Raw genomic sequence first — 14815 nt, 5'->3', positions numbered from 1 at the left:
CTTATGCCTTATTTTGTTTGAAATCGTGCCACAATTTCCTGCACTAAATGCTCTGCCAACTTTCCTTTATCCGCTAGCGGTAATTTTTTTTCGCCGTTTTTCCAGAGCAAATGCAACGCATTCTGATCCTGCCCGAACACTTGTCCGCCCGAAACATCGTTGGCACAAATCATATCGAGATTTTTGCGTTCGAGTTTGGATTTTGCATATTCCGCCACATTTTGCGTTTCAGCCGCAAAGCCGACCACAAAGGGGCGATTTTCGCTAAGATGGGCGACGTGCGCGATAATATCGGGGTTTTTCACGAGTTTTAACGTCAGTTCATCGCTGTCGTCCGTTTTCTTGATTTTTTGCTCGGAAACGTTCGCCACCCGATAATCCGCTACCGCCGCACAGCCGATAAAAATTGCAGATTTTGGAGCGAATTTGACCGCTTGTTCAAACATCTCTTGGGCAGAAACCACGTCTACTCGCTCAACAGCAGGCGGTGTTGGCAGGTTAGTCACGCCCGAAATCAGCACAACTTTCGCCCCACGCTTGGCAAAGTGTTCTGCAATCGCATAGCCCATTTTGCCCGAGCTGTGGTTGCTGATGTAACGCACAGGGTCGATCGCCTCCCGTGTGCCGCCGGCGGTAATCACCACGCTGAGATCGGCAAGATCGTTACAAGCGGTCAGAATTTGCTGAATTTCTGCAAAAATCTCCGCAGGCTCAGACATTCGCCCTTCGCCGACATCGCCACAGGCTTGGAAACCGCTGTTTGGGCCGACCGTCAGCACGCCTTGCTCACGCACTTTTTGCAGATTTTCCTGCACTGCCGACCGCTTGTACATCTGCTGGTTCATCGCAGGGGCAAGTAAAATCGGGGCGGGCGTAGCAAGGCAAAGCGTAGAGAGCAAATCGTTGCCCATTCCCATTCGCAGACGGGCGATAAAATCCGCAGAAGCCGGAGCAACCAGCACCAAATCCGCCCATTTCGCCAGCTCGATATGCCCCATTGCGAGTTCCGCCTGTGGGTCGAGCAACGAGTTCGAGACTGCATTACCGGAAATCGCTTGCAGCGTGAGTGGGGTAACAAAGGCTTCGGCGGCAGGGGTCAGCACCACACGTACTTCCGCATCGGCTTTTTTCAGCAGGCGAATGAGTTCGATGGTTTTGTAGGCGGCGATACCGCCTGTGATGCCAACTAAGATTTTTTTATTTTGTAACATCCTAATTTCCTTTTTGGACTGGATTTTTTCGACGTATTTTATCTGAATAAGTAGTTGCTCACAAGCACACTATTTTTGTGATCTGGCTCGAAAAATCGAATTCACGCCTTTGCATAAAAGGGCTGGCTCTCTTATGCTAATTTTGTGTAATGGAGGAAAAAATGAACGACTTTGATGCTATTTCAGATGAACCTATAGTGATGCCAAGAGAAAAATTACTGACACATGGAGCAGCTTCATTAACAGATGCTGAGCTACTGGCTATTTTTTTGCGTACAGGAACTAAAGATGTGCCGGTAATGACACTAGCGGAAAGTGTATTGATGGTATTTGGGTCATTACGTCAATTACTTAATGCAGATATCAATGAGTTTTGCAAAATTTATGGATTAGGAAAAACGAAATATATTCAATTGCAGGCCTCAAAAGAGATGACGAAACGCTATTTAGCACAGCAAATGGAATTTAGTGAGATGATTCAAGCCCCTTATATGGCGATTATGTATTTTCAAACGGAGCTGGAAGAAGAGGAAAGAGAGGTTTTTATGGTATTGTTTTTAGATAATCAGAATCGCTTGATTTATAAAGAAAAAATGTTTTTTGGTACCATTAATCAAACTGCAGTTCACCCTCGGGAAATTATTAAGCGGGCATTAAAATATAATGCAGCTGCGATTATCGTTGCACATAATCACCCTTCCGGCTCCTGCTTGCCTAGCGAATCTGATAGAAGTTTAACGAAAAAGATTGAAATGGCATGTGAACTGGTCGATATTCGCTTTGTTGATCATATTATTGTAGGCAAAGGTGATTATTTTTCATTTGCAGAAGAAAAGCTGGAACTAAAAGAGATAAATAATTAGCAAATAATGACTTGAATGAGTCGAACAAAGTCAGTATAATCGGCAGTCTTTAAAACATAATCGTGGGATGGGTGTTACCTGACGAGGTAGTCAGAAGGTGAAAACCCTGATAGACCCAAACCATCAAGCTTAAGCTTAAGTCATATTGGAGAATTAAAATGTCAAGAGTTTGCCAAGTAACAGGCAAGCGTCCAGCAGTTGGTAACAACCGCTCACACGCATTAAACGCGACTCGTCGTCGTTTTTTACCTAACTTACACACTCACCGTTTCTGGGTTGAGAGTGAAAACCGTTTCGTAACCTTACGTTTAACTGCGAAAGGTATGCGTATTATTGATAAAAAAGGCATTGATGCAGTATTAGCTGAAATCCGTGCTCGTGGCGAAAAAATCTAAGGAGCTAAAACATGGCAGCTAAAGGCGCTCGTGAGAAAATCCGTTTAGTTTCTACAGCAGAAACAGGTCATTTCTACACAACAGACAAAAACAAACGTAATATGCCAGAAAAAATGGAAATCAAAAAATTTGATCCGGTTGTGCGTAAACACGTTATCTACAAAGAAGCAAAAATCAAATAATTTTGGTTTGAATATGAGAAGCCCGACTTTATGTCGGGTTTTTTTATTAACCTCACTCTGATTTTCTTGATTTTTACGGACATTTTGAGCAAAAAAACTTTCTTTTTTATAGCAAAAAAAGTATCATTACGCCTCTTAAACGTAGCCCTACATTTAAGTCTGTTTCCAACCTATCCCAATTTCATTTCTTAGGGAGATATAGGGTAAAAACAAAAAAGTTGAAACGCTTTTTTTAATAAGTAGCGAGTCAAATGCCCCATGGCATCTTATCTTTTAGGATAAGAAAGCTTAGGCTTCCCGCAAGGCACCCGACTTATTTTTTTCACCTCTTTCAGAAGGTTTATTTTGACATGACAATTAAAACTCCTGTTCAAGCAGTTCTTGCTTCAAACCAATACTTTTTAGATCGCCAAGATGCAATGGAATCCAACGTACGTAGTTATCCTCGTAAATTACCGTTTGCATATCAAAAAGCACAAGGTGTTTGGGTAACGGATGTTGAAGGCAATGAATATCTTGATTTTTTAGCAGGTGCAGGAACCCTAGCATTAGGTCATAATCATCCTCAGTTAATGCAAGCTATCAAAGATGTGTTAGATAGTGGTTTGCCATTACACTCTTTAGATATTACTACTCCATTGAAAGATGCATTTACTGAAGAACTATTATCTTTCTTCCCTAAAGATAAATACATCTTACAATTTACCGGTCCATCTGGTGCAGATGCTAACGAAGCAGCAATCAAATTAGCAAAAACTTATACAGGCCGTGGCAATGTGATTGCGTTTTCCGGTGGTTTCCATGGTATGACTCACGGTGCTTTATCTTTAACCGGTAACTTAAGTGCAAAAAATGCGGTACAAGGTTTGATGCCGGGTGTGCAATTTATGCCTTATCCACATGAATACCGCTGCCCGTTTGGCATTGGTGGTGAGGCGGGTGCAAAAGCAGTTGAGCATTATTTTGAAAACTTTATCGAAGATGTTGAAAGTGGTGTCGTAAAACCGGCAGCCGTTATTCTTGAAGCAATTCAAGGTGAAGGCGGTGTGGTACCGGCTCCAATCAGCTTCTTACAAAAAGTGCGTGAAGTAACAAAAAAACATGGTATTTTAATGATTGTGGATGAAGTGCAAGCCGGTTTCTGTCGTTCAGGCAAAATGTTTGCTTTTGAGCATGCAGGCATTGAGCCGGATATCGTCGTGATGTCTAAAGCGATTGGTGGTAGCTTGCCATTAGCGGTATTAGCAATCAAAAAAGAATTTGATGCGTGGCAGCCGGCAGGTCATACAGGCACATTCCGTGGTAACCAATTAGCAATGGCGACAGGTTATGTATCATTAAAAATTATGCGTGAAGAAAACTTGGCTCAAAATGCAAAAGAGAGAGGCGAGTACTTAACTAAAGCATTAGGCGAATTAAGCCAAGAGTTCCCTTGTATCGGTAACGTGCGTGGTAAAGGCTTAATGATGGGTATTGATATTGTTGATGAGCATAAGCCTCAGGATGCAACCGGTGCATACCCACGCGATTGTGATTTAGCTGTCGCGATTCAAAAATACTGTTTTAAAAACAGACTGTTATTAGAGCGTGGCGGCCGTGGTGGTAACGTGGTACGTATTCTTTGTGCAGTAAATATCACCCAAGCAGAATGTGAAGAGTTTATCAAGCGCTTCAAAAAATCTGTTGCTGAAGCAGTAAAAGCAGTGCGTGGTTAATCATACAAGCGGTTAGATTTTGCAAAAAAATTGTAAATTTTGACCGCTTGTCTTGTGTATAGAATAGATGAGAGAACAAAATGACCGATATTTCCAAACACAGACAATCCCTGTTTTGTAGTGATCCACAATCTATTGCGGATTATGAAACAGCAATGAATAATGCGGTGAAAGCAGTTTCAAATTGGCTTAAAAACGAAAAAATGTACACCGGTGGTTCAATTAAGCAAATGCGGGCTTTAATTGATGGCTTCAAACCGACTAAAGAAGGCGTTGGAGTGCAAAAATCGCTAGAGCATTTGGTCGATATTTTCTTAAATCCAAGCTTAAAAGTACACCATCCGCACTCATTAGCCCACTTGCATTGTCCGACAATGGTCACTAGCCAAATTGCGGAAGTGCTGATTAATGCGACTAACCAATCAATGGACTCTTGGGATCAAAGCCCGGCTGGTTCTATTATGGAAGAGCATTTAATTGATTGGTTACGCCAAAAAGTCGGCTATGGTAAAGGCACATCAGGCGTATTTACCTCTGGCGGCACGCAATCCAACTTAATGGGTGTGTTATTAGCACGTGACTGGGCAATTGCAAATCATTGGAAAAAAGATGATGGCTCAGAGTGGTCGGTACAGGTTGATGGTATTCCTGCCGATGCCATGAAAAATGTAAAAGTAGTTTGTTCGGAAAATGCTCACTTCTCAGTGCAAAAAAATATGGCAATGATGGGAATGGGCTTCCAATCTGTGGTAACTGTGCCCTCAAATGCAAATGCTCAAATGGATGTTGATGCACTAGCCAAAACCCTTGCTACGTTAAAAGCAGAAGGCAAAATTGTGGCTTGTATTGTGGCAACAGCAGGAACAACAGATGCCGGTGCGATTGACGATCTGAAAGCGATTCGTAAGTTAGCGGATGAATACAAAGCTTGGGTTCATGTGGATGCAGCCTGGGGTGGTGCGTTATTGTTATCGAAAGATTTCCGCCATTTCTTAGATGGTATTGAACTAACAGATTCAATTACACTGGATTTCCATAAACATTTCTTCCAGTCGATTTCTTGTGGTGCTTTCTTGTTAAAAGACGAAGCGAATTACCGTTTCATTGATTACAAGGCAGATTACTTAAACTCAGAATATGATGAAGAACACGGTGTGCCGAATTTAGTGGCAAAATCGCTACAGACCACCCGCCGTTTTGATGCGTTAAAATTGTGGTTTACAGTAGAAGCCTTAGGTGAAGATTTATATGCTTCTATGATTGACCATGGTGTTTATTTATCAAAAGAGGTTGAGGCTTATATTACTGAGACGAAAGGCTTGGAAATGCTTGTGCCTGCACAATTTGCTTCGGTGTTATTCCGTGTCGTGCCAGAGGGGTATCCGGCAGAGTTTGTTGATACCTTAAACCAAAATGTGGCAGATGAACTTTTTGCCCGTGGTGAGGCAAATATTGGGGTAACAAAAGTCGGCAATAATCAATCGTTGAAGATGACGACTTTAAGCCCAATCGCCACCCTTGAAAACGTAAAAGCGTTGTTGGGTCAAGTATTGGCAGAAGCAGATCGTATTAAAGATTCAATTGTAAACGGTACTTACGTTCCACCGATTGACTAGGCTTTTGCAAAAAAGTGTGAAAATAAGACCGCTTGTCGCTTAAAATTTGGCGACAAGCGGTTATTTTTACTCAATTTTTTGCAAATTTATTCTAACATTTCTCGACAAGAAACAGCCACTTGTTGCAAGATGGCTGCATAATCGGTCTCTTTTAGCCCCACATTGCCAAAATAGTGCATTTTCACCTCCTGAATACCACAGAACTCAAATAACCCTTTCCCTAGGGTATGTTCGAAAGCAGATAAAAAACCTTTTCTCTCATATTTTTCGTTTGAATTACCGAGTGTGACAAACTGTTGCATTTTCTTGCCGGTAAGTAAGCCAATGCTTTCAGTTTCGCCATTACGGTAGGCAAAATCATAACTTAATACACGGTCTAAATAGCCTTTTAAAATCGCCGGAAACCCCATCCACCAAAGCGGATAAATTAAAGTAATAAGGTCAGCTTCTCGCCAATATTGATGTTCTCTGGCAATGTCTAAGGAATATTGCCGGCTAAGACTTTGTTTAAGCTCATGCCAACTTAGCGTGGGAGAGAAATCAAGTTGGTAAAGATCTCTTACTATAACTTTGGATGAAGAAGAGGATTCAACCGTTTTATTTAAAATAGCATGGTTAAAACTGTTTGGATTGGGATGGGCATAAATAATGAGGTGGTTCATATATTTCTCACCTTAAATATTTTGATGTAACAATTTATAGATAGCGGATTTTAACTTGATTTTCTTTGATGAAAATCAATGTTTTCGTGAATTAACAATCAAATACCCCGTTTGAGGAATGAACGATATTCAGTGAACATTAGATAATCAACGTATGCTGGTGATATTAAAAATGGTGTTTTCTTGACCAATATTTCAAATCAATCACTTCCTCGCCGTAGCTTTTTACAAGGGCATTTTTTAGATTCCTTAAAAAGTGAGAAAGTCAGCCAACAGAGGCGTGAGCCGATTCGTCCGCCTTGGGCTAATTTAGCAAATTTTTTAGAAAAATGCACCGCTTGTCATCGCTGTATTGAGACTTGTGAAACACAAATCCTGATAAAAGGGGCTGGCGGTTATCCGGAAGTGAATTTTAATCATGGCGAATGTACTTTTTGTGAAAAATGTGTGCAATCGTGTGAAGTTGGCGTGTTTCGAGAGACAAGCGAAGAAGCTTGGACACATAAAATCAATGTGCAGCCAAGTTGCTTATTAAAGCGCGGGACTGAGTGCCGAAGTTGTGGTGATAGCTGTGAGATGAGAGTAATCCGTTTTCGTCCAAGTTTGGGCGGGATTGCTGAAATGGCGTTAAATTTAGAAAGTTGTACCGGTTGTGGGGCTTGTGTAAGCGTTTGTCCTACAGGTGCAATTCAAATTCAACAAGCAAATCAATATGAGTGAAAAATTATCTGAAAACGAAAATTGGTATGTGTGTAGCCTTGTGGTACAAGCAAAGCCAGACAGATTAGATGCTGTAAAAGCAGAGATTCTGAATATTCCTTTTACTGAAATTCATGGTGAGAAAGCAGAGGAAGGTAAGTTAGTCGTGACGATTGAAAGCAATGTGCATTTAGCCCTTTCAGATCGCATTGATCAGATTAAAGATATAAAAGGTGTGATTGTAGTGTCTTTAATTTCTAACTATATCGATGAGCAGTAATTTTATTTTTTGAAGTCAACGTGGGACTATAGTTATGGAACTCAATCGTAGAGATTTTATGAAAGCGAACGCAGCTGTGGCAGCTGCTGCGGCAGCAGGAATTATGATTCCTGTGAAAAACGTTCAGGCAGATGATACAGGCATTCGTTGGGATAAAGCCCCTTGCCGTTATTGTGGTACAGGCTGTAGCGTGCTTGTGGGTACGAAAGACGGCAAAGTGGTAGCAACGCAGGGTGACCCGGATGCAGAAGTAAATCGCGGTTTAAACTGTATTAAAGGTTATTTCTTATCAAAAATGATGTACGGTGCAGACCGTATGCAAGAGCCGATGCTTCGTATGAAAGATGGCAAATTCGATAAGAATGGCGATTTTACTCCAGTTTCTTGGGAACAAGCATTTACGGTAATGTCAGATAAAATCAAAGCTATCATTAAAAGTGATGGTCCGAATGCAGTAGGTATGTTCTCATCAGGTCAAACAACTATTTTTGAAGGTTATGCAAAAGTGAAACTTTGGAAAGGTGGTTTCCGTTCTAATACCATTGACCCGAACGCACGCCACTGTATGGCATCAGCTGCGGTTGCCTTTATGCGTACCTTCGGTATGGACGAGCCGATGGGCTGCTATAACGATATCGAAAAAACCGATGCATTTGTGCTTTGGGGCTCAAATATGGCAGAAATGCACCCAATTTTATGGAGCCGCTTATCTGATCGTCGCCTATCAAATGACAATGTGCGTGTTGTGGTAATGTCCACTTACGAGCACCGTTCATTTGAGTTAGCAGATACACCAATTATCTTTAAACCGCATTCAGACTTAGCAATCCTAAACTACATTGCGAACTACATTATTGAAAACGATAAAGTAAATTGGGATTTCGTAAACAAACATACCAAATTTAAACGTGGTGAAACCAATATCGGTTACGGTTTACGTCCTGAACATAAATTACAGCAAAATACGAATGCTAAAACTGCGGGCAAAATGTATGACAGTGATTTTGAAGAATTTAAGAAAATCGTTGCACCATATACATTAGACGAAGCTCACCGTATTTCGGGTGTGCCGAAAGAGCAGTTACAAGCCTTAGCAGAAATGTATGCTGATCCAAACAGAAAAATTGTTTCATTCTGGACAATGGGCTTCAACCAGCACACTCGTGGTGTATGGGTAAACCATATGATGTATAACGTACACTTATTAACAGGCAAGATTGCATTAGAAGGTTGCGGACCATTCTCTTTAACCGGTCAGCCATCTGCTTGTGGTACAGCCCGTGAAGTAGGAACATTTATCCATCGTTTACCAGCAGATATGGTGGTAACAAATCCTAAACACCGTGAAATTGTTGAGAAAGCGTGGAAATTACCAGCAGGTGCAATTCCAGATGTACCAGGTTATCACGCAACTGCACAAAGTCGTGCATTAAAAGACGGTAAAATGAAATTCTTATGGCAGATGTGTACTAACAATATGCAGGGTGGTCCAAATATCAATGAAGAGATCTTCCCAGGTTGGCGTAATCCTGAAACCTTTATTGTGGTTTCAGATCCGTACCCATCAGTTTCAGCTGTTGCTGCAGATTTAATTCTTCCAACCTGTATGTGGGTGGAAAAAGAAGGTGCCTACGGTAACGCAGAACGCCGTACACAATTCTGGCGTCAGCAAGTGAAAGGACCTGCAAATGCACGTTCTGATACTTGGCAACTTGTAGAATTTTCTAAATACTTCAAAGCAGAAGAAGTATGGCCGGAAGAGTTACTTGCTAAAGCCCCTGAATTACGCGGCAAAACGTTATACGAAATCCTTTACACCAACGGTAAAGTGGACAGCTACCAAGTGCCAACCAATATTCCGGGCTATATGAATGACGAAGCGGAACACTTTGGTTATTACATTCAAAAAGGGTTATTTGAAGAGTACGCTCAATTTGGACGCGGACACGGACACGACTTAGCAGATTTCGATACCTATCACAAAGTGCGTGGTTTACGTTGGCCTGTAGTGAAAGACGAAAAAACAGGCGAATACAAAGAAACCCTATGGCGTTACCGTGAAGGTTACGATCCGTATGTAAAAGCAGGCGAAGGCGTTAACTTCTATGGTCAGCCGGATGGTAAAGCAGTGATTTTAGGTGTGCCTTATGAAGCCCCTGCTGAAGCACCAGATGAAGAATACGATTTATGGTTCTGTACTGGCCGTGTTCTTGAGCACTGGCACACAGGTACAATGACACGTCGTGTTCCTGAGTTACACAAAGCGTTCCCAACCAACTTGGTTTGGATGCACCCGAACGATGCGAAAAAACGTGGCTTACGTCACGGTGACAAAGTGAAAGTGATTTCACGCCGTGGGGAATATGTGTCGAACTTGGATACTCGTGGACGTAATAAATGTCCGGAAGGCTTGATTTACTCGACCTTCTTCGATGCGGGTCAGTTAATTAACAAAGTAACTCTTGATGCAACAGACCCAATTTCATTTGAGACCGACTTCAAAAAATGTGCGGTTAAAGTGGTAAAAGCCTAATTAGATAGTTTGGAGGTAGAGCCTATCTCCTTCTGAATCATACTATTTAATGACAAGCGGTTAAATTGGCAAAATTTTTTGTAAAAATGACCGCTTGTATAAGAGGAAACCACAATGAAAATGGATCCAAATCGCCGTCAGTTTTTAAAAAATGCAACCCGAACCGCCGCAGGCGTTTGTGGTGTGGGGGTGATTTTAGGGTTGCAGCAGCAACAAAGTTTTGCCCGCCAAGGCGTGGCATTACGTCCGCCGGGTGCGTTACCCGAGCAGGATTTCTTAAGTGCCTGCACTCGCTGCGGACAATGCGTTCAGGCTTGCCCTTATGATATGTTGCATTTGGCGTCACTGATTTCCCCTGTGGAGGCTGGTACACCTTATTTCATTGCACGTGATAAACCATGCGAAATGTGCGTAGATATTCCGTGTATGAACGCTTGCCCAACCGGGGCCTTGAGCGAAGAGCTTAAAGATATTGATGATGCAAGAATGGGCTTAGCGGTATTGCTAGATCACGAAACTTGCTTGAACTGGCAAGGTTTGCGTTGTGATGTGTGCTATCGAGTTTGTCCTTTAATTGATAAAGCGATTACACTTGAAAAAATACATAACGACAGAACCTCCATCCACGCAAAATTAATTCCAACTGTGCATTCTGATGCTTGTACAGGTTGTGGCAAATGTGAGCAGGCTTGTGTATTAGAAGAAGCGGCAATCAAAGTATTGCCAATGGATTTGGCGAAAGGGTTGCTTGGTCGCCATTATCGTTTAGGCTGGCAAGAAAAACAAAATGCGGGTAAATCTTTGATTGAAGATGTACATCCAGACGGTTTACGCCCAGCTTACGATGCGAGAATGCCGGAAGGTTTACACGAGCCGGTTTATCAACATATGGAGGTCAAGCCGGGTGCAAGAGTTGCAACACCAAGCCGTGCAACACAAAATTATGTGCCGAACTCAACCACGGTTGATGCACCTGAACATTTCCCTGACTTAGACTTAAATCTGAAGGGGGTGAAATAATGGCAGCAAATTCACCTAAACACGCAGGCTTGGAAGCCCGCCAAAAATTGGGCTTTTGGCACGCAAACCGCTTTCTGATTTTAAGACGATTAAGTCAGCTCAGTATCATTTTAATGTTCTTAAGCGGTCCAATTTGGAACGTCTGGATTTTAAAAGGTAACTACAGCGGCAGTTTATTGCTCGACACTGTGCCGATGACTGATTCGCTAATGACTGCACAAGTGCTGGCAACCGGTTATCAACCTGAATGGACAGTGCTGATTGGAGCATTAATTATTGTTGCATTCTATGCGATTGTCGGTAGCAAGCTATTTTGTAGCTGGGTTTGCCCGATGAATATAGTAACTGATTCGGCTGCTTGGCTAAGACGCAAATTAGGTATTCGCCAAAGTGCAAAATTACCACGCGGTTTACGCTATATCATTTTAGCAGTGATTTTAATCGGTAGTGCGATTTCCGGCACGCTATTATGGGAGTGGATTAACCCTGTCGCAGCATTAGGTAGAGTATTTGTGTTTGGCTTAGGGGCGACGCTTTGGCTAGTGTTAGTGGTGTTCTTATTCGACTTATTAGTGGTTGAACACGGTTGGTGCGGACACCTTTGCCCGATTGGTGCAACTTATGCGTTAATTGGTGCAAAAAGCCTAATCAAGGTCAAGGTGGTTGATCGTAATCGTTGTGATAATTGTATGGATTGCTATAACGTTTGCCCTGAGCCACAAGTGCTTCGAGTGCCATTACATGGCAAACCGGAAGATAGCACTGTTATTTTATCGAAAGATTGTATTACCTGCGGACGTTGTATTGACGTTTGTGCCGAAAAAGTTTTTGCCTTTGGAACACGTTTTCAAGGCAGTATTGATGTAAAGAATATTTAAATTTAGCTTTGTTTGATAACAAACATTTTAATGGAGTGAACCTCAAATGAGAAAATATCTTGCCCTAATTTTAGTCGCAATGTCGGGCTTTGCGATGGCAGAATCCCCAAAACTCTCAGGTGGTATTGATGGTACAACTGAAAGTGTGGCTCCGGGATTTCATAATCCACAAAAAAATGTTGGGAATATTCCGACTACTTTTCCATTCCAACCGCCGTTGGTTCCGCACAGCATTCGTGGCTTACAAGTGAGTAAAAATGTGAACCATTGTTTAGGTTGCCATGCCTCTGAGCCATCTAAAACCACAGGCGCAACTCCTTTACCGCCAAGTCATTTTACTGATCGTAATGGTAAGATGCATGGTAGCGAATCACCAAGCCGTTATTTCTGTTTACAGTGCCACGTGCAACAAACAGATGTGAATCCAATCGTTCAAAATAAATTTGATTCTGCACGTCAATCGCAAGGTAAATAAGGAGTAAGCAATGTTAAAAAGATTTTGGAATTGGTTTTGTCGCCCAAGTAAAATGGCGATTGGTGCGGTTATCCTTATTTCAGCACTGGGGGGGATTTTCGCATGGAGTGGTTTTAATGCCGGTCTTGCAATGACGAATACTGAAGAGTTTTGTTCAGATTGTCATATGAATGATGTAGTGCCGGAGTATCGTGCATCATCTCATTACTCAAACCGCAGTGGAGTGAAAGCGATTTGTTCCGATTGCCATGTTCCACATGAATTTTTCCCTAAATGGCAACGTAAAATTATTGCTGCCAAAGAAGTATACGCTCACATTGTTGGTAAGGTAGATACTAAAGAGAAATTTGAAACCTACCGAGGCGAAATGGCGGAACGTGAATGGGCTCGTATGAAGGCGAATAATTCACAAGAGTGTCGAAATTGCCATAACTTTGATGATATGGACTTTACTCAACAAAAAGAAGTTGCACAAAGAATGCATACTTTAGCACAAGAGCAAGGCAAAACCTGTATTGATTGCCATAAAGGTATTGCTCATAATCTTCCACATATGGAAGCAATCCAAAAGAACTTTATTCCGGATGATTTACTAAAAAAATCAGAAGAGAAAAAATAGTAATTTAGTAAAAACACAATAACCCTCAAGTTTCTTGAGGGTTATTTTTTTCTCTTAATATCCTTAAGTTTCGAAATTTGGTAAAAAATCATTAGAATTTAACCGCTTGCAACTTGCTTGTGGCTGCCTGCCAAAGGGTAATCAAGGCAAAGGGAATTAGGTTACAGTAAGGCAAGAGTAGCCATTCGTTTGTTTTTAGCACAAATCCCCTATTTTTTTGATTGATATCAAGGCAACTTATCGTCGAAAGGAGAATAATTAAATAATATTACTATTAGTTATAAGGAGTAGAGGGTTTAAATGCGTTCAGAATTATTCAAAACGTTATTGCTGTCAGGGCTAATTTTACCATTACTGATGGCATTTGCCATGGGGACTTACGGCTTTATTGTGTGGATGTTACAAATGTTTGTCATCGGATTACCGGGAGCTTAGGAATATGATAAGAGCGATAAAATCCTTTTTTACCAAACCGGCTAATAAAATTGGTTTAGGGGTATTGGTCAGTATCGGCTTTGTGGCAGGTGCAGTGAGTTGGCATCAATTTAACAAAGTGATGGATAAAACCAGCAGTGAGGAGTTTTGCGTAAGTTGCCACTCTATGCAAAAACCGTTGGAAGAGCTCAAGCAAACGGCCCATTGGTCGAATAAAAGTGGGGTAACTGCAACCTGTTCGAGCTGCCATTTGCCACATGATTACACCGAAAAATACGCACGCAAAGTGCAGGCAAGCCGCGAAGTGTTAGCGGAATTTTCCGGCAAATATCAGAGCGAGGAAGATTTTGAAAAACACCGCTTAGAAATGGCAGAGCGTGAGTGGGCGAGATTTGCCGCCAACGGCTCTAAAGAGTGTAAAGCCTGCCACAGCTATGATCGAATGAATTTCGAAAAAATGTCGGAAGCGGCACGCAAAGCGATGATTCCTGCCGCCGAGAAAGATCAAAGCTGTATGGATTGCCACAAAGGCATCGCTCACCACTTGCCGAAAGTGGACGACAATGCGGTGAAATCGAAGTTCGATCAGTTTGTGAATAAATCGCCGAATCAAAGCAAATCCTATTACACCAAAGGCAATGCTGACCTATTCTTAGATGAAGGCTTGAGCCAAGCTATCGGGCAGTTGGAAACTGCGGTGCCGGTTGCGTTTGTGAAAGCAGGCAGCAATGCGGATTTGGTGGAACTGACGATGTGGCGTAAAGAGAAAGGTTTTGGACGCATTTGGTATCACGATTTCGGTAAAAACATCACCGATGCGGTGCTTACCAAGGAATTTATGGCAAACGAGCCGAAATTTGAGGTATTGGAAACCCGAGAGGATCCGATTACCGGCTTGAACTGGCAGAAAGTCAAACTGCAAGCGTGGATTGGAAAAGCGCAGTTACTTGATGATGTCACCCCAATTTGGGCGAATGCGGAAAATCAATACAAAACGCAATGCAGTACCTGCCACAGACAGCCTGATGTTGCCCACTTTGATTCAAATAGCTGGATTGGCTTATTCAACGGTATGATCGGCTTTACCAATATGGATAAACAGACCGGAAAAGAAGTGTTGCGTTACCTGCAAATGCACGCGTCTGATAGCGAAGGGGCGAAGCATTAGAGTTGAGAAAATCAATGAAATCTATTTTGTGATGAACTACCCCCCTCTTTGCTAAAGAGGGGGA

16 protein-coding genes are annotated in these 14815 nt (G+C 42.1%); 14 read left to right on the top strand and 2 right to left on the bottom strand.

Annotated elements, in window-relative coordinates:
- Nucleotides 1-8: 8 nt before the first annotated feature.
- Nucleotides 9-1211 (bottom strand): bifunctional phosphopantothenoylcysteine decarboxylase/phosphopantothenate--cysteine ligase CoaBC, encoded by a 1203-nt coding sequence (coaBC, locus tag A6B41_RS09680; protein WP_027073678.1) that lies wholly within the window; start codon nucleotides 1209-1211, stop codon nucleotides 9-11.
- A 161-nt stretch (nucleotides 1212-1372) separates the two neighbouring features.
- Here coaBC and radC point away from each other — a divergent pair, with 161 nt between their 5' ends.
- The 5 genes from radC to ddc all read left to right on the top strand — a co-directional run bounded on the left by radC (nucleotide 1373) and on the right by ddc (nucleotide 5982).
- Nucleotides 1373-2074, top strand: a complete 702-nt coding sequence (radC, locus tag A6B41_RS09675) for a RadC family protein (RefSeq protein WP_032847199.1) — start codon at nucleotides 1373-1375, stop codon at nucleotides 2072-2074.
- A gap of 158 nt (nucleotides 2075-2232) precedes the next feature.
- Nucleotides 2233-2469 carry a 50S ribosomal protein L28 gene (gene rpmB, locus A6B41_RS09670; RefSeq protein ID WP_005599762.1) on the top strand — a complete coding sequence of 79 codons (237 nt, stop codon included), beginning with the start codon at nucleotides 2233-2235 and terminating at the stop codon, nucleotides 2467-2469.
- A gap of 11 nt (nucleotides 2470-2480) precedes the next feature.
- Nucleotides 2481-2651 (top strand): 50S ribosomal protein L33, encoded by a 171-nt coding sequence (gene rpmG, locus A6B41_RS09665; protein WP_005613503.1) that lies wholly within the window; start codon nucleotides 2481-2483, stop codon nucleotides 2649-2651.
- 350 nt (nucleotides 2652-3001) lie between these two features.
- A complete protein-coding gene (locus A6B41_RS09660) occupies nucleotides 3002-4366 on the top strand; it encodes a diaminobutyrate--2-oxoglutarate transaminase (protein ID WP_027073680.1) in 1365 nt (454 codons plus the stop codon).
- 80 nt (nucleotides 4367-4446) lie between these two features.
- Entirely contained in the window at nucleotides 4447-5982 is a 1536-nt protein-coding gene (gene ddc, locus A6B41_RS09655; RefSeq protein ID WP_027073681.1) for an L-2,4-diaminobutyrate decarboxylase, read from the top strand.
- A gap of 86 nt (nucleotides 5983-6068) precedes the next feature.
- Here the strand turns inward: ddc and A6B41_RS09650 are convergent, their stop codons facing one another.
- Entirely contained in the window at nucleotides 6069-6644 is a 576-nt protein-coding gene (locus A6B41_RS09650) for an NAD(P)H-dependent oxidoreductase (protein ID WP_027073682.1), read from the bottom strand.
- Between the two features lie 183 nt (nucleotides 6645-6827).
- Between A6B41_RS09650 and napF the strand changes: the two genes are divergently transcribed.
- The 9 genes from napF (at nucleotide 6828) to torC (ending at nucleotide 14751) form a co-directional block, all read left to right on the top strand.
- Nucleotides 6828-7364: a ferredoxin-type protein NapF gene (napF, locus tag A6B41_RS09645; protein ID WP_027073683.1), complete on the top strand. Its 537-nt coding sequence runs from the start codon at nucleotides 6828-6830 to the stop codon at nucleotides 7362-7364.
- Nucleotides 7357-7623, top strand: coding sequence for a chaperone NapD (locus A6B41_RS09640; RefSeq protein WP_027073684.1), 267 nt, complete (start codon nucleotides 7357-7359; stop codon nucleotides 7621-7623). Before napF ends, A6B41_RS09640 begins: the two co-directional genes overlap by 8 nt.
- A 34-nt stretch (nucleotides 7624-7657) precedes the next feature.
- Nucleotides 7658-10156 (top strand): nitrate reductase catalytic subunit NapA, encoded by a 2499-nt coding sequence (napA, locus tag A6B41_RS09635; RefSeq protein ID WP_027073685.1) that lies wholly within the window; start codon nucleotides 7658-7660, stop codon nucleotides 10154-10156.
- 114 nt (nucleotides 10157-10270) lie between these two features.
- Entirely contained in the window at nucleotides 10271-11176 is a 906-nt protein-coding gene (gene napG, locus A6B41_RS09630) for a ferredoxin-type protein NapG (protein WP_027073686.1), read from the top strand.
- Complete coding sequence (gene napH, locus A6B41_RS09625) at nucleotides 11176-12054, top strand: quinol dehydrogenase ferredoxin subunit NapH (RefSeq protein WP_027073687.1); 879 nt, start codon at nucleotides 11176-11178, stop codon at nucleotides 12052-12054. The genes napG and napH overlap by 1 nt, the downstream gene beginning before the upstream one ends.
- A gap of 46 nt (nucleotides 12055-12100) precedes the next feature.
- On the top strand, nucleotides 12101-12529 hold the full coding sequence (locus A6B41_RS09620) for a nitrate reductase cytochrome c-type subunit (protein WP_027073688.1): 429 nt from the start codon (nucleotides 12101-12103) through the stop codon (nucleotides 12527-12529).
- Between the two features lie 10 nt (nucleotides 12530-12539).
- Entirely contained in the window at nucleotides 12540-13148 is a 609-nt protein-coding gene (locus A6B41_RS09615; protein ID WP_027073689.1) for a NapC/NirT family cytochrome c, read from the top strand.
- Nucleotides 13149-13448: 300 nt separating this feature from the next.
- Entirely contained in the window at nucleotides 13449-13583 is a 135-nt protein-coding gene (locus tag A6B41_RS09610; RefSeq protein ID WP_027073690.1) for a nitrate/trimethylamine N-oxide reductase NapE/TorE, read from the top strand.
- Between the two features lie 4 nt (nucleotides 13584-13587).
- The gene (torC, locus tag A6B41_RS09605) at nucleotides 13588-14751 is read left to right on the top strand and encodes a pentaheme c-type cytochrome TorC (protein ID WP_027073691.1); all 1164 of its coding nucleotides are present in this window, start codon (nucleotides 13588-13590) and stop codon (nucleotides 14749-14751) included.
- Nucleotides 14752-14815 lie beyond the last annotated feature (64 nt).

Origin of the sequence: Mannheimia granulomatis, assembly GCF_013377255.1 — a bacterium.
GTDB lineage: Bacteria > Pseudomonadota > Gammaproteobacteria > Enterobacterales > Pasteurellaceae > Mannheimia > Mannheimia granulomatis.
The sequence above is the reverse complement of the archived record's forward strand: the minus strand, read 5'-3'. Positions and strand labels throughout refer to the sequence as shown.